21 protein-coding genes and 1 tRNA gene are annotated in these 20083 nt (G+C 68.0%); 7 read left to right on the plus strand and 15 right to left on the minus strand.

Features of this window, described 5'->3' with window-relative positions; genetic code table 11:
• The first annotated feature begins 54 nt into the window (after nt 1-54).
• The gene (gene orn / locus OEJ37_RS29005; protein ID WP_152855399.1) at nt 55-675 is read left to right on the plus strand and encodes an oligoribonuclease; all 621 of its coding nucleotides are present in this window, start codon (nt 55-57) and stop codon (nt 673-675) included.
• Between the two features lie 16 nt (nt 676-691).
• Here orn and mog read toward each other — a convergent pair whose 3' ends face one another.
• Both mog and yjgA read right to left on the minus strand, forming a co-directional pair.
• A complete protein-coding gene (mog, locus tag OEJ37_RS29010; RefSeq protein WP_174417729.1) occupies nt 692-1312 on the minus strand; it encodes a molybdopterin adenylyltransferase in 621 nt (206 codons plus the stop codon).
• Nucleotides 1293-1898, minus strand: coding sequence for a ribosome biogenesis factor YjgA (gene yjgA / locus OEJ37_RS29015; protein ID WP_279613005.1), 606 nt, complete (start codon nt 1896-1898; stop codon nt 1293-1295). The genes mog and yjgA overlap by 20 nt, the downstream gene beginning before the upstream one ends.
• A 127-nt stretch (nt 1899-2025) precedes the next feature.
• Between yjgA and pmbA the strand changes: the two genes are divergently transcribed.
• The gene (gene pmbA, locus OEJ37_RS29020; RefSeq protein ID WP_152855396.1) at nt 2026-3396 is read left to right on the plus strand and encodes a metalloprotease PmbA; all 1371 of its coding nucleotides are present in this window, start codon (nt 2026-2028) and stop codon (nt 3394-3396) included.
• Between the two features lie 83 nt (nt 3397-3479).
• Here the strand turns inward: pmbA and OEJ37_RS29025 are convergent, their stop codons facing one another.
• Both OEJ37_RS29025 and OEJ37_RS29030 read right to left on the minus strand, forming a co-directional pair.
• The gene (locus OEJ37_RS29025) at nt 3480-3980 is read right to left on the minus strand and encodes a dihydrofolate reductase (RefSeq protein WP_174417727.1); all 501 of its coding nucleotides are present in this window, start codon (nt 3978-3980) and stop codon (nt 3480-3482) included.
• Nucleotides 3981-4253: 273 nt separating this feature from the next.
• Entirely contained in the window at nt 4254-4580 is a 327-nt protein-coding gene (locus tag OEJ37_RS29030; protein WP_174417726.1) for a hypothetical protein, read from the minus strand.
• A 497-nt stretch (nt 4581-5077) separates the two neighbouring features.
• On the opposite strand from OEJ37_RS29030, the gene OEJ37_RS29035 reads away from it, so the two are divergent.
• Both OEJ37_RS29035 and OEJ37_RS29040 read left to right on the plus strand, forming a co-directional pair.
• Nucleotides 5078-6475: a sigma-54 dependent transcriptional regulator gene (locus OEJ37_RS29035; RefSeq protein WP_174417725.1), complete on the plus strand. Its 1398-nt coding sequence runs from the start codon at nt 5078-5080 to the stop codon at nt 6473-6475.
• A gap of 41 nt (nt 6476-6516) precedes the next feature.
• Complete coding sequence (locus tag OEJ37_RS29040; RefSeq protein ID WP_175945705.1) at nt 6517-7488, plus strand: thymidylate synthase; 972 nt, start codon at nt 6517-6519, stop codon at nt 7486-7488.
• A 99-nt stretch (nt 7489-7587) separates the two neighbouring features.
• On the opposite strand, the gene OEJ37_RS29045 is transcribed toward OEJ37_RS29040, so the two are convergent.
• A complete protein-coding gene (locus OEJ37_RS29045; protein ID WP_263347905.1) occupies nt 7588-10149 on the minus strand; it encodes a DUF6600 domain-containing protein in 2562 nt (853 codons plus the stop codon).
• Nucleotides 10150-10311: 162 nt separating this feature from the next.
• Nucleotides 10312-11019 carry an ArsR/SmtB family transcription factor gene (locus OEJ37_RS29050; protein ID WP_175945694.1) on the minus strand — a complete coding sequence of 236 codons (708 nt, stop codon included), beginning with the start codon at nt 11017-11019 and terminating at the stop codon, nt 10312-10314.
• A gap of 198 nt (nt 11020-11217) precedes the next feature.
• Between OEJ37_RS29050 and OEJ37_RS29055 the strand changes: the two genes are divergently transcribed.
• Entirely contained in the window at nt 11218-11361 is a 144-nt protein-coding gene (locus OEJ37_RS29055; RefSeq protein ID WP_174417662.1) for a hypothetical protein, read from the plus strand.
• A gap of 129 nt (nt 11362-11490) precedes the next feature.
• Entirely contained in the window at nt 11491-12003 is a 513-nt protein-coding gene (locus OEJ37_RS29060) for an acyl-CoA thioesterase (protein WP_014897688.1), read from the plus strand.
• Between the two features lie 46 nt (nt 12004-12049).
• Here OEJ37_RS29060 and fumC read toward each other — a convergent pair whose 3' ends face one another.
• The 3 genes from fumC to OEJ37_RS29075 all read right to left on the minus strand — a co-directional run bounded on the left by fumC (nt 12050) and on the right by OEJ37_RS29075 (nt 15326).
• Complete coding sequence (gene fumC / locus OEJ37_RS29065) at nt 12050-13444, minus strand: class II fumarate hydratase (protein WP_258282221.1); 1395 nt, start codon at nt 13442-13444, stop codon at nt 12050-12052.
• Nucleotides 13445-13586: 142 nt separating this feature from the next.
• Nucleotides 13587-14975, minus strand: a complete 1389-nt coding sequence (norM, locus tag OEJ37_RS29070) for a multidrug efflux MATE transporter NorM (protein ID WP_263347913.1) — start codon at nt 14973-14975, stop codon at nt 13587-13589.
• A gap of 132 nt (nt 14976-15107) precedes the next feature.
• Nucleotides 15108-15326, minus strand: a complete 219-nt coding sequence (locus OEJ37_RS29075) for an RNA-binding S4 domain-containing protein (protein WP_006486208.1) — start codon at nt 15324-15326, stop codon at nt 15108-15110.
• A 270-nt stretch (nt 15327-15596) separates the two neighbouring features.
• On the opposite strand from OEJ37_RS29075, the gene OEJ37_RS29080 reads away from it, so the two are divergent.
• The gene (locus OEJ37_RS29080) at nt 15597-15998 is read left to right on the plus strand and encodes a hypothetical protein (RefSeq protein ID WP_263347916.1); all 402 of its coding nucleotides are present in this window, start codon (nt 15597-15599) and stop codon (nt 15996-15998) included.
• Nucleotides 15999-16129: 131 nt separating this feature from the next.
• Here OEJ37_RS29080 and OEJ37_RS29085 read toward each other — a convergent pair whose 3' ends face one another.
• From OEJ37_RS29085 to OEJ37_RS29110, 6 genes are all read right to left on the minus strand, one after another.
• Complete coding sequence (locus OEJ37_RS29085) at nt 16130-16912, minus strand: DUF4088 family protein (protein WP_175918910.1); 783 nt, start codon at nt 16910-16912, stop codon at nt 16130-16132.
• 161 nt (nt 16913-17073) lie between these two features.
• On the minus strand, nt 17074-17412 hold the full coding sequence (locus tag OEJ37_RS29090) for an AzlD domain-containing protein (RefSeq protein WP_175945682.1): 339 nt from the start codon (nt 17410-17412) through the stop codon (nt 17074-17076).
• Nucleotides 17409-18176 carry an AzlC family ABC transporter permease gene (locus OEJ37_RS29095; protein ID WP_174417716.1) on the minus strand — a complete coding sequence of 256 codons (768 nt, stop codon included), beginning with the start codon at nt 18174-18176 and terminating at the stop codon, nt 17409-17411. The genes OEJ37_RS29090 and OEJ37_RS29095 overlap by 4 nt, the downstream gene beginning before the upstream one ends.
• A 107-nt stretch (nt 18177-18283) precedes the next feature.
• Nucleotides 18284-19213: an AraC family transcriptional regulator gene (locus tag OEJ37_RS29100; protein ID WP_263347919.1), complete on the minus strand. Its 930-nt coding sequence runs from the start codon at nt 19211-19213 to the stop codon at nt 18284-18286.
• Between the two features lie 62 nt (nt 19214-19275).
• Nucleotides 19276-19761, minus strand: coding sequence for a CreA family protein (locus OEJ37_RS29105; protein ID WP_174417714.1), 486 nt, complete (start codon nt 19759-19761; stop codon nt 19276-19278).
• Between the two features lie 120 nt (nt 19762-19881).
• Nucleotides 19882-19957 (minus strand) — tRNA-Asn (locus OEJ37_RS29110).
• Nucleotides 19958-20083 lie beyond the last annotated feature (126 nt).

Raw genomic sequence — 20083 nt, forward strand, 5'->3', positions numbered from 1 at the left:
ATGCCGGCCGCCTGGGCGGCGCCGCGCGCCGTCCGCCATTTTCCAGGATGACTCATGACCGATACCGCCGCTTCCGCCAGCCAGCCCGCGCTCGTGCGCAACGAGTTGAACCTCGTCTGGCTCGACATGGAGATGACGGGCCTCGACCCGGATAACGACCGCATCATCGAGATCGCGGTCGTCGTGACCAATTCCACGCTCGACGTTGCCGTCGAAGGCCCCGTGTTCGCGATCCACCAGAGCGACGAAACGCTCGCGAAGATGGACGACTGGAACAAGTCGACGCACGGCCGCTCGGGCCTGATCGACCGCGTGCGCGCGTCGACCGTGACCGAGGCGGACGCCGCCGCGCAACTGCAGGCGTTCCTCGCGCAGTACGTATCGCCCGGCAAGTCGCCGATGTGCGGCAACTCGATCTGCCAGGACCGCCGCTTCATGGCGCGCTGGATGCCGGAATTCGAGAAATTCTTCCACTACCGCAACCTCGACGTCAGCACGCTGAAGGAGCTGTGCCGCCGCTGGCAGCCCGCGATCTACAAGGGCTTCCAGAAGCGCGCGATGCACACGGCGCTCGCGGACATCCACGAGTCGATCGACGAGCTGAAGTACTACCGTGAGCATTTCCTGATTCCGGCCGCGTCGGCGTCGGCAGGCGAGTCCGCGCCGGCCGCCTGAGCGGGCCGGCACGCGCTCAGCGCGGCGCGCGCTGCGCGCTTTTCGGCCGGAACGCCGCGACCACCGCGGCGTCGGTCTCGATGTACGGGCCGCCGATCAGGTCGATGCAGTAGGGCACCGCGGCGAAGATGCCGGGCACCGTCGACTTGCCGTCGGCGTCGCGCAGCCCTTCGAGCGTTTCCCGGATCGACTTCGGCTGGCCGGGCAGGTTGACGATCAGTGCCGCATGGTCGGCCGTCTCGCGGATCACCGCGACCTGCCGCGACAGGATCGCGGTCGGCACGAAATTCAGGCTGATCTGCCGCATCTGTTCGCCGAATCCCGGCATTTCCTTCGTCGCCACGGCCAGCGTGGCCTCGGGCGTCACGTCGCGGCGCGCGGGGCCCGTGCCGCCCGTCGTCAGCACGAGGTCGCAGCCGGCGACGTCGACGAGCTCGGCGAGGGTCGCGGAGATCGTCGGCGCGTCGTCCTGGATCAGCCGCGTTTCGGCCCGCCACGGCGAGACCAGCGCGCCGGCGAGCCATTCCTGCAGCGCCGGAATGCCTTTATCTTCGTAGACGCCCGTGCTGGCACGGTCGCTGATCGACACGAGACCGACGACGAGTTCGTCCGGGTGCTTAGACTTCGTCGTCGTCATGGTCGTCTCCGGCGTCGTCGGCCGCTTCGTCATCCCCACCGGGCGTGCCACTCGCGGTCTTGACCCACTGGAACAGCTCGCGGAAATAGCGCGGCGGCTTGCCTTGCTGCGCTTCCTTGCGCGCGTTGCGGATCAGCGTGCGGCCTTCCTGGATGTCGGCGTCGGGGTGCTGGCGCAGGAATTCGGTCAACGCGTCGTCGCTGGCGAGCAACTTTTCGCGCGTGCGTTCGATCCAGTGCAGGCGGGCCGTCGCGGCCTTGTTCACGCCGCGCTGCGCGTCGAGCGCGGTGCGCAGCGCGGCCGTCTCGTCGTCGGCCAGCGAGCGCATCACGCGGCCGACGTACTGGAGCTGGCGGCGCTTGCCTTCGTGATCGGTGATCCGGCGCGCCTCGCGAACGGCGTCCGCGAGGGCTTCCGGCATCGGCATGCGCTTGAGCGCGTCCTTCGGCAGGTCGACGAGCGCCTGGCCGAGCTCCTGCAACGCGTGCATCTCGCGCTTCAACTGGGATTTGCTGGGGCGATCGTAGCCGTTGTCGTCGTCTTCGACGGCAGGCTCGATCGGCTGAATTCGGGTTTTGCGTGTCATGGGCGGCATTGTATCGCGGCGCGGACACCCCAAGCTTGTCTGTGTCCGTCCCCGGACCTTGCTATGATCGCGGGATACGCAACATTTTGAACATGCGGGCGCCCGCCCGCCACCGGATACCAAGACGATGGCAGCCAATCTCGACGTACAAGCGCGCTATTTCCCGCACACGCAGGACCAGCTCAAAGAAATCGCGTCGGACATCCTTCGCCATGCGAAGGCACTCGGCGCGACGGACGCCGCGACCGAAATCTCCGAGGGCGACGGCCTGTCGGTGTCGGTGCGCCGCGGCGAAGTCGAAACGATCGAGCACAACCGCGACAAGATGGTCGGCGTGACCGTGTTCATCGGCAAGAAGCGCGGCAACGCGAGCACGTCCGATTTTTCGCCGGCCGCGATCAAGGATACCGTCGCTGCCGCCTACAACATCGCACGTTTCACGGCCGAGGACGAAGCGGCCGGCCTTGCCGAGGCCGAGTTGCTCGAAACCGACCCGCGCGACCTCGATCTCTATCATCCGTGGGCGCTGACGGCCGACGAGGCCGTCGAACTCGCCCGCCGCGCGGAAGACGCCGCATTCGCGGTCAGCCCGCAGATCCGCAATTCGGAAGGCGCGAGCGTGTCGGCGCAGCATTCGCAGTTCGTGCTCGCGACGTCGCGCGGCTTCCTGTCCGGCTATCCGTACTCGCGCCATTACATCGCATGCGCGCCGATCGCGGGCAGCGGCCGTCACATGCAGCGCGACGACTGGTATTCGTCGAAGCGCAGCGCGATCGATCTCGCGGCACCCGAAGCGGTGGGCCGTTACGCGGCCGAGCGTGCGCTCGCGAGGATGGGCGCGCGCCGTCTCGACACCCGCAAGGTGCCCGTGCTGTTCGAGGCGCCGCTCGCGGCCGGCCTGCTCGGCGCATTCGTGCAGGCCGTGAGCGGCGGCGCGCTGTACCGCAAGACGTCGTTCCTCGTCGACAGCCTCGGCAAGCCGGTGTTTGCGCCGCACATCCAGGTCGTCGAGGATCCGCACGTGCCGCGCGCGATGGGCAGCGCGCCGTTCGACGAGGAAGGCGTGCGTACGCGCGCGCGCAGCGTCGTCAAGGACGGCGTCGTAGAAGGCTACTTCCTGTCGACCTATTCGGCACGCAAGCTCGGCACGCAGACCACCGGCAACGCAGGCGGCTCGCACAACCTCGCGCTGCGCAGCTCGAACACGCAGCCGGGCGACGATTTCGACGCGATGCTGAAGAAGCTCGGTACGGGCCTGCTGCTGACCGAGCTGATGGGGCAGGGCGTGAACTATGTGACGGGCGACTATTCGCGCGGCGCGGCAGGGTTCTGGGTTGAGAACGGCGTGATCCAGTATCCGGTCGAGGAAATCACCGTCGCGAGCACGCTGCAGGAGATGTTCCGCCATATCGTCGCGATCGGCGCCGATTCGATCGTCCGCGGTACGAAGGAAACGGGCTCGGTGCTGATCGAGCAGATGACGATCGCAGGGCAGTAAGCGGTGCGCGGCGCAGGCCGCCATGAAACGAAAAAACCCGACCGGCTCACGCCGGTCGGGTTTTTCTCATTGGGCGTGACGTGTCAGACGCGCTTGCGCTCGTAGACGACGAACGCATAACGGAACGTGTTCGGCGCGGCAGCCTGGTGTGCATCGCGCGACACTTCCTGCCAGTGTGCGGCGTCGGGCGCAGGGAACGATGCGTCGCCGTCGAAGTCGGCATCGATCTCGGTGACGACCAGTTTATCCGCGAGCAAGATGCCTTCCGCATAGAGTTGCGCACCGCCGATCAGGAATGCCTCGGGCACGCCGTCACGGGCGGCGAGCGCCAGCGCGTCGGCGAGCGACGTGACCGTGTCGCAGCCGTCGAAGCGGCGCGCTGCGTCGCGTGTGACGACGATATTGCGGCGGCCCGGCAGCGGCCGGCCGATCGATTCGTGGGTCTTGCGGCCCATCACGATCGGTGCACCCATCGTCGTGCGCTTGAAGAACGCGAGATCCTCGGGAAGTTTCCAGGGCAACTGGTTGTCGCGGCCGATGATGCCGTTGCGGGCACGCGCGACGATCAGGGTCAACGTCGTCATGAAGGTCGGGTAAGAGGAAAACCGGAATGGCGCCGATTCTACCGGAACGGCAGTGCATGCCGGATTCCGCGCGCGTGCATCGGCTCGTCGGTGCCGTGCGCCGCGACGCGCGATGCAATGCGACGCAGCGACGAATTGAATAAAAAGAGTGCCCGCCGGGGGACGGAGCACAAAACCGTTTCATGCTGCGAGGTCGGTGAGGATGGTTACGATCGATGCAGTCCGGCCGATTCGAGTAAATTCGGAATGCTAATGGAGTGTGTGGGCGCATGCTCACTGGTGCGTCGTGCCTTGTGCGTTCTTTTCCATCGCGTGCTGCGGGTCATGTGGCTGCGGTACCGGGAGCGGTGTCGGCAATTGAGGCGGAGGCGGGATCTCGTCCCATAGCGTCACCGAAGTCTTGCCGGCCGGCAGCGGTTGCGGTGACGACACGGTCACGATGCCGAACCCGTTGCCGGGCTGCATGCCCGGCGTGTTTTCGGCAAGCAGCATCGCGCGATCCAGCTTCACGTTTTCATCCGCGTGCGCCGGCGCGGGCGGGCCGGCAGCCGAGAGCGAAATCGCCATCGGCACAAAAGAAAGTAACAGATGTTTTCGCATGGTCGCTGTCTCCGATGTATTCCATATTCAGCGAAATACATGCCATCATGCCGGGACCCTTGTCACGACTGCGATTCGCGCGCTAGCGTCGATAATTGAGGCGGAAAACGCCTGAAAATGTTTCAGGCCTGAAACGAGGGGGCTCGGGAATACTGCGGATTCAATCGATACGCTACAAGGATGAAAATCGACGCGTGTGTCGATGAAAGAACACGTCGCTGCGCAAGTGCTATGTGCAGATGATTGACATGCGTCGACTTCCCGAGCGATTCGACCGCATCGCCCGAGGTGCTGAAATGGGTTTGTCGCATTCAGTGCCTATAACTAAGCTGTCTTGAAAAAAACGGACGCGAGATAAGCGCCATCATGCGAGGCTTTGTCGTTGCCGCGCATCGGCATGGCGAATCGAGCCACCTTTGGCTGACCCGATTCGATCCTTTCGCACGCGACCTGGCGTGCGTGGCAATCGTTAGATGGTTGATGAACGGGGTGGGCATATGGGAGCCGATCAGCGACACGTGATCTATTATTCGCGCGAACCAAGCGACGCATTGCGCGGCCATTTCGACGAATGCGGTTGGCGGGTCGATCTCGCGGAGACCGTGCGCGACGTACGGCGCGTCGTGCAGCACGGTGTTGCAACGGCCGGCCTGCTCGATTTCTCGCCGGGCTTCAAGCCGTCGGACCTGCGCGAACTCGAATCCTGCCTGAGCATCCAGCACATCGGCTGGATCGCGGCGACGCGGCGCGGCCAGTTGCAGGATGCCACGCTGCGCCATCTCATTCGCGACTATTGCTTCGACTACGTGACGATGCCGTACGAGATGTCGCGGATCGTCGAGACCGTCGGTCATGCGCATGGCATGGTCGCGCTGACCGAGCCCGTTGTGCCGCCCGCCGGTGCAGGACGCAGCGAAGGCGAGATGGTCGGCACTTGCGATGCGATGCTCGGACTCTTCAGGACGATCCGTCGCGTCGCGGCGACCGATGCGCCGGTGTTCATCTCCGGCGAATCGGGCACGGGCAAGGAACTGACGGCGGTCGCGATTCACGAGCGCTCGTCGCGCGCGCAGGCGCCGTTCATCGCGATCAATTGCGGTGCGATTCCGTCGACACTGCTGCAGGCCGAGCTGTTCGGCTATGAGCGCGGTGCCTTCACCGGCGCGAACCAGCGCAAGATCGGCCGCGTCGAGGCCGCCAACAGCGGCACGCTGTTTCTCGACGAGATCGGCGACCTGCCGCTCGAAAGCCAGGCGAGCCTGCTGCGCTTCCTGCAGGAAGGCAAGATCGAGCGGCTCGGCGCACACGTGTCGGTGCCGGTCGATGTGCGCGTGATCTGCGCGACGCACGTGGACATGGAAGCGGCGTTGCGCGAAGGGCGATTCCGCGAGGACCTGTTCCATCGCCTGTGCGTGCTGAAGATCGAGGAGCCGCCGCTGCGCGCGCGCGGCAAGGACATCGAGGTGCTCGCGCGCCACATGCTCGAGCGTTTCAAGGGCGACGCGCATCGCCGCCTGCGCGGCTTTTCTCCTGATGCGGTGGCCTCGCTGTACGGCTATTCGTGGCCGGGCAACGTCCGTGAGCTGATCAATCGCGTGCGCCGCGCGATCGTGATGTCGGAGGGCCGTATGATCACCGCGGCCGATCTCGAGCTGAACGACTACGCGACGCTCGCGCCCGTGTCGTTGCTGGAGGCGCGGGAGGCGGCCGAACGGCAGGCGATCGAGCAGGCACTGCTGCGCCATCGCGGCCGTTTCGCGGACGCCGCGCGCGAACTCGGCGTGTCGCGTGTCACGCTCTACCGGCTGATGTGTGCGCACGGAATGCGCGATCGCGGCGACACGCTGACAGGGTTTCCGACGTCGTTGCCGGACCTTCCGCATCACGCTTGCTAAAATTGGCGGGTACGGCCGCCCTCGCGGCCGAAGGAACCCGCATGAAACAGTATCTCGACCTCGTTCGTACCATTCTCGATACCGGCACCTGGCAGGAGAACCGCACGGGGATCCGCACCGTCAGCATGCCGGGCGCGATGCTGCGCTTCGACCTGCAGCAAGGCTTCCCGGCCGTCACGACCAAGAAGCTTGCGTTCAAGTCCGCGATCGGTGAACTGGTCGGCTTCCTGCGCGCGTCGCGCAGCGCGGCCGATTTCCGCGCGCTCGGCTGCAAGGTGTGGGACGCGAACGCGAACGAGAACGCGCAGTGGCTCGCGAACCCGTATCGCCACGGCGTCGACGATCTCGGCGACGTGTACGGCGTGCAATGGCGCCAGTGGCCGGGCTACAAGGTGCTCGATGCGGGCGCCGATGCGCAGATCGCCGATGCGACGCGCCGCGGTTTCCGGATCGTCACGCATTTCGACGAAGACGGCGCGCCGAAGGTGCTGCTGTACAAGGCGATCGACCAGCTGCGCCAGTGCCTGGACACGATCATGGAGAACCCGGCCGACCGTCGTATCCTGTTTCACGCGTGGAATCCGGCCGTGCTCGACCAGATCGCGCTGCCCGCATGTCATCTGCTGTACCAGTTCCTGCCGAATGCGACGAAGCGCGAGATCTCGCTGTGCCTGTACATCCGCAGCAACGACGTCGGGCTCGGCACGCCGTTCAACCTGACGGAAGGGGCCGCGCTGCTGTCGCTCGTCGGCCGGCTGACGGGCTACACGCCGCGCTGGTTCACGTATTTCATTGGCGACGCGCACATCTACGAGAACCAGCTCGACATGCTGCAGCAGCAGCTCACGCGCGAGCCGTACGAAAGCCCGCGGCTCGAGATTGCGGAGCGCGTGCCCGACTACGCGAAGACGGGTGTCTATGCGCCCGAGTGGCTCGAGCAGATCGAGCCGTCGGACTTCTCGCTCGTCGGCTATCGTCACCATGAGCCGCTGACCGCGCCGATGGCGGTCTGATCGCGCGGCCCGGGCGGTTTCACCGACCCGCGGCTCCCGCAGAAAGAAGGCCCGACCGGCATCAGCCGGTCGGGCCTTCTTGTTTCACGTTTGCGGCACTTACTGGCGGTGCCGCTCTTCGTGACCGCCTTGCGGCGGCGGGTTGCTCGGGCGCGGCGCCTCGACGTGCGGCGCCGGTTGCGACCGCGGTTCCATCCGGGGCGCTGGCATCGACTGGCGCGGTTCCACGTGCGGCGCGGGCATCGACGGCCGTGGCTCCATGCGCGGCGCCTGCGGTTGCGGGCGCGGCGTTTCATGTACGGCGGGGGCCGGCGGACGGTACTCGTTCACGCGCGGCGGTGCGACTTCGCGGCGTGGCGCCGGTTGCGCGAATTCGGGGCGCGGTTGCGGCGCGGGGGCGGCCCGTTCCGGTTGCGGCTGCGCATGCTGGGCCGGCGTCGGGAGTTCGGGGCGCGGACGCGGTTGCGGGATCTGCGCCGTATTGTCGAACCTCGGTTGCGGCAGCGCGCGCGGCGCTTCGTTCCGGCCGCCGGGCTGCGCGCCCTGCGGAGCCGGCGAGCCGTCCGGATGCGGCACCGGCACCGCGCTGCGCACGGGGGGCAGCGCATTCTGTCCTGCCGCGTGCAGCGCGGTCGGCGGGGTGGGGCGTTGACGCTCCATCGGCGTGTGCGGCTGCATCCACGCAGGTGACGGCGCCTCGGCTGCGTGCGCGTTGCCGTTGCCCGACGGGAAATTGCCGGCCACCGGCGGATGCGGGACGCCGTTTCCGGGCCCGAATGCCTGATGCGGCGCCGGGTTGCCCGGTGCCTGCGGCATGCCGCCGTTGGCGAAGCGCGGCGCATTGGGGTTTTCGCCGTTCGCCGGCCGTGCGACATTCGGCGCGCCCGGCACCGGCACCGGTGCGCCCGGCCGTCCGGCCTGCACGGCTGGCGGCTGGCCTTCGCGCGGCGCGCGTGCCGGCTGCACGACGGGGCCGTGCGGATTCACGAGCTGCACGTTGTGCATCGCCCAGGCGCCGCCGTTCGGGTTGCCCGGAACGCGAACCGGGCGAGCCGTGTAGTCGGCCGGCACGTTCGTCTTCACGACGGGGGCGCCGGCGCCCGGTACGCGCCCGCCTTGCTGCGCGAGGTGGGCGGCGGCCTGGTCGCGATACGCGGCCGGCACGGCAGGATTGCGCGTCGCGACGTACGGGTGCTGCGCGATCGCCTCCGGCGGACGGTAGGCGGCATTGCGCAGCCCGCCGGTAAAACTCTGGCGCACCGGTGCGATACCGGGCGTACCCGGGGTCACGTGCGCATTGCGCCATTGCTGCGGATCGACGTGCTGCGAGAAGTGCGCAACAGGCTGACCGTGCACGAACGCGGAGGCCGGCACGGCCGTGATTGCATGCGGCGCATGGAAGTTCACGTACGTCTTGTTGATGTTGGTGATATTGGTGATGTTCGTCACGTTCACGGTCTTGTTCACGTTGACGTTGACGTTGTTCACCACGATGTTGCGGTTCACGCGGTCGTAGTAGTGCGGGCTCCAGCCGCCCCAGCCGGGGTGCCACGGCTCGCCCGGGCCGAGCGCGAACCATGCGCAGCCGGCCGCGGCGACGCCGCCGACGGTGAGCGCGACGCTCCAGTCGGGACCGCCGCCGCCACCGACGAACGCGACGAGCGCCGGCGCATAGACGGGAGGCTCGCTGACGACCATCGGGCCGGGCACCCACGCCCAGCTATCGTCCACATACGCCCAGCGACCGTAGTGATAAGGCGCGAAGCCCCACGGCGCATCGTCGACCCACGTCCAGCCCCACGGCGCCTGCCAGATCCAGTGGCCGTCGTGATACGGTGCCCAGTCGGCCGGCGTATCGTTCGGCACCCATACCGAGCCGTAATTCGGGGTTTCGCGCCACGTGCCGTTCGCGTCGAGATCCTGGTAGCCGGGAATGTCGCGGGACACATAGCGGGCCGACACCGAGCGCTCCTCGGCCGCGTCGCGGCTGGCGGCCCACTGGTCGAGCGCATCGGGGCCCGGCGCGGGTGATTGCTGCGCAACCTGCAGGTCGGTGCCCGTAAACACGACCTGCTGTCCGGGCGACAGCGGGTACTGCCCGTTGCTGCCGTAGACGGTCGCGCTGCCGCTGCGCACCGTAACCGTCGTGCTTGCGCCGTCCGGCGCGACAGCGACACGATAGTCGCCGGGGCCCGTGATGCCGAGCGCGAGGTTCGGTGTGTCGATTTCATACGACTTGCCGGCCGGCAGCTCTCGCACGTGCGTCGATACGGTGCCGAGGCCAACCTTCAGCTGCGTCGTCGTGTCGTCGAGGTTCAGCACCGACAGGCTCGTCGAATCGCCGAGCCGCACCGCGGTCGAGCCGATGTGCAGTTCCGAGCGCGCGCCGGCATCGTTCCAGAGCTGGTCGCCGGTCGTCAGCGGCCGGTTCACGGCGGCATACGACCAGGTATCGGTGCCGGCCGGTTCGGTCGTCACGGCGCCAGACAGGTAATTGAGCCGTGCGACGCGGCCCGGCGGATCGCCGCCCGGTTGCCGGGCCGTGGCCGCATACGGCGGGGCATCGGCTGATTGCGCGAATGCGGGGGGCAGTGCCGCAAGCGCGACGAACGCGAGCAGTGTGCAGCGGGCGGTTCGCTTGAGCGTGAACAGGGGTGCCATGGTGAGCGTCTTCGTCGTTATCGCGGCGCGTCGATTCGTGCCGTTGAGTTCACGATATCCGCTCGGCCTGTTTCAGTGCTCGGTGTTTTGTAAGCCGGATGGCACGCCATGTAACAAAACCTGTCCAGCGCGCGCCGTTGTCGTGCAGCTGCAATGCAGGCGTCAAGCGGACGTAAGCCACCCGTCGAAAACCTGCTGTCCGGGCACGGTGACGCGCAGCACGCGCGGCCGGGCGGAGCGCTCGATCCAGCCATGTGCACAGAAGCTGTCGAGCAGTGCGGCGCCGAGCGCGCCGCCGAGATGCGAGCGCCGCTCGCTCCAGTCGAGACAGCCGCACGCGAAGCGGCGCCGGCGCGCGCGCTGCTGGGCGACGTCGATGCCCCATTGCGCGAGCGCCCGGGTGCCGAGTTCGGTGGTCTCGATCTCATCGCCGTCCGCGCGCAGCCAGCCGCGCGCGGTGAGCCCGTCGAAGATGCGTACCGCGAGTTCGCCGGCCATGTGGTCGTAGCAGGTGCGTGCGTAGCGCAGTTCGGCCGGCACCGTGCGCGACGGCGGCGGAACCGGGCGGTGCGGCGCGGCCGCGCGGGCGACGTTCGCGAGCGCCTCGAGCGATGCCGCGATGTCGGACGATGCGATCCGGTAGTAGCGATGCCGGCCGCGCACGTCGAGCGCGAGCAGGCCGCCTTCGGTCAGCCGCGCGAGGTGCGCGCTTGCCGCGGACGGCGACAGCCCCGCGATCATCGTCAGTTCGCCGGCCGGTCGTGCGCTGCCGTCCATCAGCACCCACAGCATCGCGGCGCGCCCCGGGTCGGCGATCAGCGCGCCGATGCGGCTCAGGCCCGGAAAGTGGTGGTCGTCTTGATCGGTCATCGTCGTGTCTCGTCAGGCGGGATGACTTGCAGTGTAGTGGGTGCGGGCATTCGATGTTTCGGATCCGGCTGAAATGTCGGATGCAGCGGTGCCGGCACGGGCACAGACCATGCGGCGGACCGAACTGCGACCCCGTGCGGGGCGCGCGTAGAATGGCCGGACGCGGCGGCAGCGGGCCGCCGCACGTGACACGAAGCAATGATGAAGACGATTTTCTGCCTGTTGGCGGCCGCGCTCGTCTGCGCGGCCTGTGCGCAGGGCGGCGCGGGCGCCGCCGGCGAGCGGGGCGGCAGCCTCGAGATGTACGGGACGATCGACCAGGGCATCACGATACGCCGCTGACGGGTGCCGATCCGTATGTGTTCAGGTGCCGCGCTACCGTCGCGCCACGCGGGGCGCGCCGCGACGCGTTGCCGCAGTGCAACGTATAATGGCCTGATTACAGCGCCCCTGCCGCCTGGAGCCAACAAGATGTCCCAACCGTCCCCCGTACCGGCCGCCCTCGACCGCACCGAAACCGTCTTCCGCTTCCTCGCCGAGCCGTCGTCCGTGAACTTCGGCGGCAAGGTGCATGGCGGTGCATTGATGAAGTGGATCGACGAGGTCGCGTATGCGTGCGCGGCCGTCTGGTCGAGCCGCTATTGCGTGACGGTCAGCGTCGGCAACATCCGTTTCCAGCGTCCGATCCTGGTCGGCAATCTCGTCGAGCTGAAGGCGCGCGTCGTCGCGACGGGGCGCACCAGCATGCACATCCATGTGTCCGTGCACGCCGGCGATCCGAAGGGCGGCGTGCTGCGCCAGACCACCGATTGCCTCGTCGTGTTCGTCGCGGTCGACGAGAACGGCAACCCGGTGCCGGTGCCGCCGTTCGTACCCGAGACCGACGAGCAGAAGGTGCTCGCGAAATATGCGGCCGACGTGCGGGCCGCGCTCGACAAGATCGTCGAGATGAAGCCGGAAGAGGTCGCGAAGGGCACGGTCTGAGCGTCGCGGGCGCCGCGCCTTTCGCGCAGCGCCCGTCGTTCCGCCGTTACCGCGACCCGATCATCTGCTCGGGACGCACCCACGCATCGAATTCCGCCTCGGTCAGATAGCCGAGCGCGAGCGCGGCGGCCTTCAGCGTCGTGCCTTCCTTGTGCGCCTTCTTCGCGATCTGCGCGGACTTGTCGTAGCCGATATGCGGATTGAGCGCCGTCACGAGCATCAGCGATTCGTTCAGCAGCAGGTCGATGCGCGCGCGATTCGGCTCGATGCCCGCCGCGCAGTGGTCGTTGAAGCTCCGCGCGCCGTCGGCGAGCAGCCGCACCGATTGCAGCACGTTGTGCGCGATCATCGGCCGGAACACGTTCAACTCGAAATTGCCGCTCGCACCGCCGACGTTGACCGCGACGTCGTTGCCGAACACCTGGCAGCACAGCATCGTCACGGCCTCCGACTGCGTCGGGTTCACCTTGCCCGGCATGATCGAGCTGCCCGGCTCGTTCTCCGGAATCGACAGCTCGCCGAGCCCGCAGCGCGGCCCGCTCGCGAGCCAGCGGACGTCGTTCGCGATCTTCATCAGACCGGCCGCGACGGTCTTCAGCGCGCCGTGCGCGAACACCAGCGCGTCGGCCGCCGCCATCACCTCGAACTTGCTCGGCGCCGTCACGAACGGCAGCTTCGCCAGCCGGCCGATTTCGTCGGCGACGCGCACCGCGAACTCCGGGTGCGCGTTCAGCCCGGTGCCGACCGCGGTGCCGCCGAGCGCGAGCTCGTACAGGTGCGGCAGCGCCGATTCGACGTGACGGATGCCCTGGTCGAGCTGCGCGACATAGCCGGAAAACTCCTGGCCGAGCGTGAGCGGTGTCGCGTCCTGCAGGTGCGTGCGGCCGATCTTCACGATGTCGGCGAACGCCTTCGATTTCGCGTCGAGCGTTGTGCGCAGCGTGCGCAGCGCCGGCAGCAGGTGGTTGACGATCGCGTATGCGGCCGCGACATGCATCGCCGTCGGGAACACGTCGTTCGACGACTGGCCGCGGTTCACGTCGTCGTTCGGATGAACCTTGCGCGCTTCGCCGCGCTCGCCGCCCATCAGCTCGCTCGCGCGGTTCGCGATCACCTCGTTGAGGTTCATGTTGGTCTGCGTGCCGGAGCCCGTCTGCCAGACCGCGAGCGGGAATTCGCGCGGATGCTTGCCGGCGATGATCTCGTCGGCCGCGTCGATGATCGCGCGCGCCTTGTCGTCGGCCAGCACGCCGAGCGACTGATTCACGGCCGCAGCGGCGCGCTTGACGATCGCCAGTGCGTGGATCAACTCGGGCGACTGCTTCTCCGTCGAGATCCGGAAATTCTGCAGCGAGCGCTCGGTCTGCGCGCCCCAGAGCCGGTCGGCCGGCACGGCGATCTCGCCGAACGTGTCGCGTTCCATCCGAACTGCTTCGTTCATGATGCACTCCTCTTGGAAAGGGGGAAGGCCGCGTGTCGCGCGGCATCGGGCGTATCGTGAGGCAGTCGCGCCGCTCGCGCGGCGTCTTCGGGACTTCAACCGACAAGCATAGCGCCGGCCGCGATTTCGTGTCGCGTCGCGCTCAGTGCCGCGCCGCGATGAGCGACGCGGTCTTCAGATGAAAGCGCCAGGCCATCAGCGCCGCGACGCTCGCGAGGCCGGCCGCGAGCCCCCACCACAGGCCGCGCGCGCCGAGGCCCGCGTGGAACGCGAACCAGTAGCCGGTCGGGAAGCCGATGCCCCAGTAACCGAAGGTCGCGGCGAGCATCGGGATGCGCGTGTCCTTCAGGCCGCGCAGTGCGCCCGATGCGACGGTCTGCATCCCGTCGACGATCTGGAATACCGCGGCGATGCTGAGCAGCGACGCCGCGAGCGACACCGTGGCTGCGTTGGCCGGGTCGTCGAGGTGAAGGTACAGGCCGACGATCGTGTGTGGCGCGACGATCATCACGATGCCCGACAGCGACATGAACGCGACGCCGAGCGCGAGTGCGACGAAGCCCGCATGCCGCGCGGCGACGGGCGAGCCCGCGCCGACCCAGTAGCCGACCCGGACGTTGGCGGCCTGGCCGATCGCGAGCGGCACCATGAACGACACCGACGCGACGTTCAGCGCGATCTGGTGCGCGGCCAGCGACGTCGCGCCGAGCACGCCGACCGTGAGGCCGGTGCCGAGGAACAGCGTTGATTCGACCCCGTACGTGATCGCGACGGGCCAGCCGATGCCGATCAGCTCGCCCATCACGGGCAGCTTCGGGCGTGCCGCGGTCACGAAATGGCGGAAGCGCTGCCGGCCGTGCAGCAGCCAGATCAGCGCGAGCGCGGTGAGCCAGATCGTGATCGTCGTCGCGACCGCGGAACCGAGAAAGCCGAGGCGCGGCAGCCCGAATGCGCCATGGATCAGCCCGTAGTTCAGCACGCCGTTGATGCCGACACCGCCGATCGACACCCACAGCAGCCGCCGTGCGGCGCCGATCGCCGGCAGGAACGCGCGCATCAGCCCGACGCCGATCAGGCTGCCGAGTGCCGCGAAGCGCAGGATGCCCGTGTATTCGCCGACGTGATGCGCGAGCAGCGGCGGCTCGTGAAACATCAGCAGGATCGGTTCGGCCAGCGACAGCGCGACGATCGCCGGAATCGCGAGCAGCACGGACAGTGCGAAGCCCGTCCAGTAGATGTGCGGCACGCGGTCCTCGGCCTGGGCGCCGCGCGCATGCGCGACGCTCACGCTGACCGACGACAGCACGCCTTGCAGAATGGTGACGATGACGAAGAAGAAGTTCGCGCCGAGACCGCCGGCCGCGAGCGAATCGGGGCCGAGCGAACCGAGCAGCACCGTGTCGGTGACGCTCATCGCCATTTGTGAAAGTTGCGCGATCGCGAGAGGTGCGGCGAGGCGCGCGGTATCGGCGGCGTGACTGGACAGGGACGGCGGCGCGGCGGCCGTCCGAGTGAGACCGGAATGCGACATGGAATGGGCGCTCGCGCGGGTGCGGGCCCGCGCTGTCTGTATTTATTTTGAGAGACGGCTAGCTTACGGCTTTATTCGTACGGTGTCGAACGCGCGCGCCGATGGCCATGTCGCGGACAGGGGGAACAGGCCCTAAGCCTCGCGCACCGCGATGCGCGTGTCGCCGAGCAGCACGACCTGGCCCGCGCGGATCTTGCAGGTCTTGCGAAGCTCGACCGCGCCGTCGACTTTCACCGCGCCGGACGCGACGATCAGCTTCGCGGTGCCGCCGCTGTCCGCGAGGCCGGTGATCTTGAGAAGGTTGTGCAGCTCGACGTATTCGCCGGTCAGCGTGAAATCCAGGTTGGGCATGACGAAGAAGGTGCGCAAAGCGCGGAAGGAATCGCCTCGCATCATACGGCACCGCGGGCCGGCGCGCGAGCGCGGGCGGCCGCGGCACGCAGTTGTTAAGGACTGTGAGCGATTCGTCAGCAAATGAAACGGTGGGTAACAGTCTGAGAGATTCGAGAACCGGGGGTGCGGGCCGCGGGTCTTTTGTCGTACCTGCTGCGTGTTGCGGCGGGGGACGCGACGGACCGCATCGCTGCGGTTCGCGCCCACAACTTCTTGAGGAGGATTGTCATGTCCAAGATTCGTACGATGCTGATCGGTGCCGCGCTGACGGCGTTCGCCACTTCGGCCGCGTTTGCCCAGACTGGTACGGCGGCGCAGGGCGCGGCAGGTGCCGGCGTGCAGGCGCAGACCCCGGCGGCGGGTGTCGGCGCGGGCGTGCAGGGCAGCGCCGGCGCGAACGCGTCGGGCAATGCGGTCGGCGGCGCAACCGATGCGGCCGGCGCGGCAGCCGACGGCGCGAAGGATACGGCGTCGTCGGCCGTCCACTCGGCCAAGAAGCACGCGAAGCACACTGCGAAGTCGGCCAAGAGCCATGTCGGCTCGGCCAAGGCGAAGGCCGGCGAAGCGACCGAAGGCGGCACATCGGTCGGCGCGGAGGGCGGTGCATCGGCCCAGGGCGCCACGCAGTAAGCGGTGTCTGGCGCCGCGCGACGCTCGCCCCGGACGGCGCGTCGTGACGGAGGCCGTCCGGCGGCCCGGCTCGCTTCGTGCGAACCGGGCCGTTTTCATGAGTTCATGCTTTCAGCGGGGCGGGCGCGCGGTCACGGCCGGTGTTGTCCTTGCCCTTGTCCCTGGCCCTGCGCGGGGCGCGCGGCAGCCGGCGTGAATACGCTGCGCAGCCACACGGCGAGCCGCGCGAAGACGTCGTACGGCTCTTCGACGAAGATCTCCGGTTTCAGCAGCCGCAGATATTCCATGATCTGCTGCGCTTCCTGTTTCTGGAACGAGCCGTGTGCGAGCCCGAGCCGCAGCAGCCCGCGCAGTTCGCCGAGCTTGTCGCGTGCGGTGCTGCCGACACTCATCTCGCACGCGAGCTTGGCCTCGTAGATCCGTTGCCGCAGCGATTCCGCGAGCCGCCACGCGGGCGTCTGCATCAGTTCCTCGAGCGCCTGGATGTCCTGTGCCGCGCCCTTGATCTGCGACGCGAGCGGGTCGATCTGCGACGGGTCGCCCTGCGCTTCGGCGACGATCGCCTTCGCCCAGTCGCGGCAAGCCTTCGCGAGTTCGTCGGGCGTCCATTCGGAGCGCGACGCGAAGCCGAAGCCGAATTCGCCGGCCTGCCGCATCAGGATCGCGACGACGTCCGGAAATTCCTTGTCGAGCGTGCGCTTGGCCCACGCGTACTGGCCGCCCTGCAGCATCCGCTGCACCGCGTGCTCGGTCAGCGGCACCATGTTGTCGAGCAGCTTCGCGCGCAGGAAATCCTCGAACGACGGCGTCGCGAACTGCGGGTCGAGTTTCAGCGACACGCGGACGAACGCATCGTAGTCCTTGCGCAGGGACTCGAGCGTGTCGTCCTTGAGGGAAAGGGTGATCTGGCCCATGAATCGTCTCGATGGCGGCCCGCGCAAGCCGGCGGCCGGCACGGCGCACCGGTGCGGGCGCAGCGTCGACTGACCGGTGCGTGCCGAGGCCGGTGGCGGGTTTTCATTCCCTTTATCGGCACGCCGGGCGGAAACTTGAGCGCGCGTGGCCGAGCGTTCGCTCAGGCGGCTAGCCAGTGCGGCAGCACGATCCCTTGCCAGAAAAAGAACACCGCGAGCCCCGCCGCGATCGTCACGAGCGGGCGGCGGGTCGTCGCCGACACGAGCACGGCGGCGAGCGCGCCGACGAGCTGCGGATTGCGCCAGGTCAGTTCGGCCGTGCCGCCATGCGGCGAGACGGTCATCGGCACGATGATCGCGGTCAGTACGGTGACGGGCACGAAGCCGAGTGCGGTCCGCACCAGCGGCGGGAAGGTCAGCCGCTCGCCGAACAGGAACAGCGTCGTGCGGATTGCGTACGTGATGACGGCCATCCCGAGGATCAGCAGCGCGTAGCTCACGATGCGGCCTCCGTGCGTGACCGTGCGCGTGAGCGCTCGTGCTGCAGCGTGAGCGCGACGCCGATCGCGACGCCGGCGGCAACCGCGCCGAGCAGCCCGAGCTTGTATGGCCAGCCCTGCCAGAAGTACGCGAGCGTGCCGGCCGTCGCGGCCGCCGCGAAATAGCGCAGCGTGCCGAGCTGCGGGACGACGATCGCGATGAAGGTCGCCGCCATCGCGAAATCCAGGCCGAGCGACTGCAGGCCCGGAAATGCCGCGCCGAAGCCGATGCCCGCGAGCGTCCAGACCTGCCAGTTCAGGTACATCGCGAGCCCGGAGCCGAAAAAGTAGTGGGGGCCGATCGTGCCGGGCGGGAAGTGCCGGTAGTGCGCATAAGCGACTGCGAACACTTCGTCGGTCATCAGCGCGCCGAGCGTGGCGCGCCAGCGCAGCGGCAGGTGCGCGACATAGGGCGCGAGCGTCGCGCTGTACAGCAGGTGGCGCAGGTTCACGATCAGCGTCGTCGCGAGTACGACGACGAAGCTCGCGCTGCCCGCGATCAGGCCGAGCGCGATGAACTGCGCGGAGCCTGCGAACACGGCGAGCGACATCAGCACGCCGTGCCACGCGGCAAGCGGGCCGCCGCCGACGAGCGTGCCGAAAATCACGCCGAACGGTGCCGCGCCGATCATCATCGGGATCGTGTCGCGCGCGCCGTCGAGCCATTCGTTGAGCGGACGGCGAGGGGGTGATGCGGGTGTCGGGTTCAAAGCGCGCTCCTCCATGCGTTGGAGGATAGCGGGCCGGTGGTTTGCTGGCTTGTATGTTCTTGCGGTCGCGGGCGTTTGCCGGCGCGGCGGCAAGCGAGCGGCCGGATGCGGGAAGCCGCGCGTCAGCTCGCCTGCCAGCGCCCGGGCGGCACGCCGAACATCCGTTTGAAATGCCGCGTGAAGTGGCTCTGGTCGACGAAACCGCTGGCCGCCGCGACGTCGGCGACGGGCACGCCCGCGCGCAGCGGTGCCAGCGCGCGCTGCAATCGCAACTGGTTGCGCCACGCATGCGGCGGCATGCCGGCCGTACGGGTGAACAGGCGCGCCGCGTGGAACGGCGACAGGCCGGCCGCCTGAGCGATTTCGTCGAGCGTCACCGTGCATGTGAGATCGGCGGCGAGCTGCTCGCGCATTGCTTCGACGCGCGGTTCGTCCGCCGAGAGCGGCGCCGGTCGTGGCTGCGCATCGGCATGGCGCACGATCAGCGTCGACAGTGCGTCAAGCATCGCGGTTTCGGCGGCGAGCGGATCATAGATGCGCGGTGCGGCGGCCGCCGGATCGCCGGCCGCCGGGTCGCCGGCCGCCGCATCGTCGGCCGGCTGCCCGTGCGCATGGGAGGACAGTGCGCGCTCGCTGCCTGCCTCCATCATCCGGTGCGCCAGCGCGAGCCGGGCCGCGAGATCGGCGTCGCGAATCACGTCGGTGGCAAACCACGGTGCGTCCTGCGGGCGGCCGGCGATCGCACTCGTGAGTTCGCGGATGAATTCGACCGGCATGTAGCTGACGCGATAGCACCAGCCTTCGTCCGCCGCACGCGAGCCCGTATGCACTTCGCCGGGATTGATCACGGGCACGGTGCCCGTTTCGGCAACATGGCCGCTGCCGCGATAGGTGAAGCGTTCCGCGCCTTCGAGAATCACGGGGATCGTGTACGCGTCGTGCCAGTGGGGCGCGAACGTGTGGTTGCGATAGGTCGCCGTGACGAGATCCGCGTCCGGCAGCAGCGGCGTGCGCCAGTAGCGTGCGGAGTCTGGAAGGCGGGTGGCGGACATGATCGGGCGCGGGAGCGGTCGAACCGACAGTGTATCGCTCGCGCGCCCGTCAGGTGCGGGCCTTACTTGACCGGAATCGTCGTGCCGGCCGGCATCGGCACCGCGGTGACGGCGTTCTTCGGGCTGCCGCTGACGATGCGGTCGCTGTAGGTCAGGTAGACGATCGTGTTGCGCTTCTTGTCGACCACGCGCACGACGTGCAGCGTCTTGAAGATGAACGACATGCGTTCGCTGAACACGTCGGTCTGCTGCTTGAGCGGTTCCTTGAACGTGATCGGGCCGACCTGCCGGCACGCGATCGACGCCTCGCTCGGATCCTCGGCGACGCCGAGCGTGCCCTTGATGCCGCCCGTGCGGGCGCGCGACACGTAGCAGGTCACGCCGCTCACGACCGGATCGTCGTACGCCTCGACGACGACGCGGTCGGAGCCCGTTACGCGGAAGTGGGTGTTGACGCTGCCGACTTCCTCCGCGTGCGCGAGCGGCGCGGCGGCGAATGCGGAGAGCAGGAGGGCGAAGGGTGCGGCGCGGAGGAGGCGGTGCTTCATCGACGGAACCGGATGCGAATGCGGGACAAAGACTCTAGCATGCGCGGGACCGGGCCACGAAAACGCGAAAGGGCGGCCGGAAAAACAAAAGGCCCGTCGAATGACGGGCCTTTCGCTGCCTGGCTCCCCGACCTGGGCTCGAACCAGGGACCTACGGATTAACAGTCCGGCGCTCTACCGACTGAGCTATCGGGGAATAAATCGGTACATCTGCGTGTTCGGTTACCAGCAAAAAGCCCGTTCACTTTCAACGGGCCTATGCGTTTTTGGCTCCCCGACCTGGGCTCGAACCAGGGACCTACGGATTAACAGTCCGGCGCTC

This window comes from Burkholderia sp. BKH01, from assembly GCF_025685725.1.
Classification (GTDB): Bacteria; Pseudomonadota; Gammaproteobacteria; order Burkholderiales; family Burkholderiaceae; genus Burkholderia; species Burkholderia pyrrocinia_C.

Bases quoted from the DNA above. Each gene is read 5' to 3' on its own strand.
- OEJ37_RS29060 (WP_014897688.1), top strand. From the start codon at position 11,491: ATGTCCCAACCGTCCCCCGTACCGGCCGCCCTCGACCGCACCGAAACC.
- yjgA (WP_279613005.1), bottom strand. From the start codon at position 1,898: ATGACACGCAAAACCCGAATTCAGCCGATCGAGCCTGCCGTCGAAGAC.
- fumC (WP_258282221.1), bottom strand. From the start codon at position 13,444: ATGAACGAAGCAGTTCGGATGGAACGCGACACGTTCGGCGAGATCGCC.
- OEJ37_RS29075 (WP_006486208.1), bottom strand. From the start codon at position 15,326: ATGCCCAACCTGGATTTCACGCTGACCGGCGAATACGTCGAGCTGCAC.
- mog (WP_174417729.1), bottom strand. From the start codon at position 1,312: ATGACGACGACGAAGTCTAAGCACCCGGACGAACTCGTCGTCGGTCTC.
- pmbA (WP_152855396.1), top strand. From the start codon at position 2,026: ATGGCAGCCAATCTCGACGTACAAGCGCGCTATTTCCCGCACACGCAG.
- OEJ37_RS29040 (WP_175945705.1), top strand. From the start codon at position 6,517: ATGAAACAGTATCTCGACCTCGTTCGTACCATTCTCGATACCGGCACC.
- OEJ37_RS29105 (WP_174417714.1), bottom strand. From the start codon at position 19,761: ATGAAGCACCGCCTCCTCCGCGCCGCACCCTTCGCCCTCCTGCTCTCC.
- OEJ37_RS29030 (WP_174417726.1), bottom strand. From the start codon at position 4,580: ATGCGAAAACATCTGTTACTTTCTTTTGTGCCGATGGCGATTTCGCTC.
- OEJ37_RS29080 (WP_263347916.1), top strand. From the start codon at position 15,597: ATGTCCAAGATTCGTACGATGCTGATCGGTGCCGCGCTGACGGCGTTC.
- norM (WP_263347913.1), bottom strand. From the start codon at position 14,975: ATGTCGCATTCCGGTCTCACTCGGACGGCCGCCGCGCCGCCGTCCCTG.
- OEJ37_RS29055 (WP_174417662.1), top strand. From the start codon at position 11,218: ATGATGAAGACGATTTTCTGCCTGTTGGCGGCCGCGCTCGTCTGCGCG.
- orn (WP_152855399.1), top strand. From the start codon at position 55: ATGACCGATACCGCCGCTTCCGCCAGCCAGCCCGCGCTCGTGCGCAAC.
- OEJ37_RS29050 (WP_175945694.1), bottom strand. From the start codon at position 11,019: ATGACCGATCAAGACGACCACCACTTTCCGGGCCTGAGCCGCATCGGC.
- OEJ37_RS29045 (WP_263347905.1), bottom strand. From the start codon at position 10,149: ATGGCACCCCTGTTCACGCTCAAGCGAACCGCCCGCTGCACACTGCTC.
- OEJ37_RS29025 (WP_174417727.1), bottom strand. From the start codon at position 3,980: ATGACGACGTTGACCCTGATCGTCGCGCGTGCCCGCAACGGCATCATC.
- OEJ37_RS29035 (WP_174417725.1), top strand. From the start codon at position 5,078: ATGGGAGCCGATCAGCGACACGTGATCTATTATTCGCGCGAACCAAGC.
- OEJ37_RS29100 (WP_263347919.1), bottom strand. From the start codon at position 19,213: ATGTCCGCCACCCGCCTTCCAGACTCCGCACGCTACTGGCGCACGCCG.
- OEJ37_RS29095 (WP_174417716.1), bottom strand. From the start codon at position 18,176: ATGGAGGAGCGCGCTTTGAACCCGACACCCGCATCACCCCCTCGCCGT.
- OEJ37_RS29085 (WP_175918910.1), bottom strand. From the start codon at position 16,912: ATGGGCCAGATCACCCTTTCCCTCAAGGACGACACGCTCGAGTCCCTG.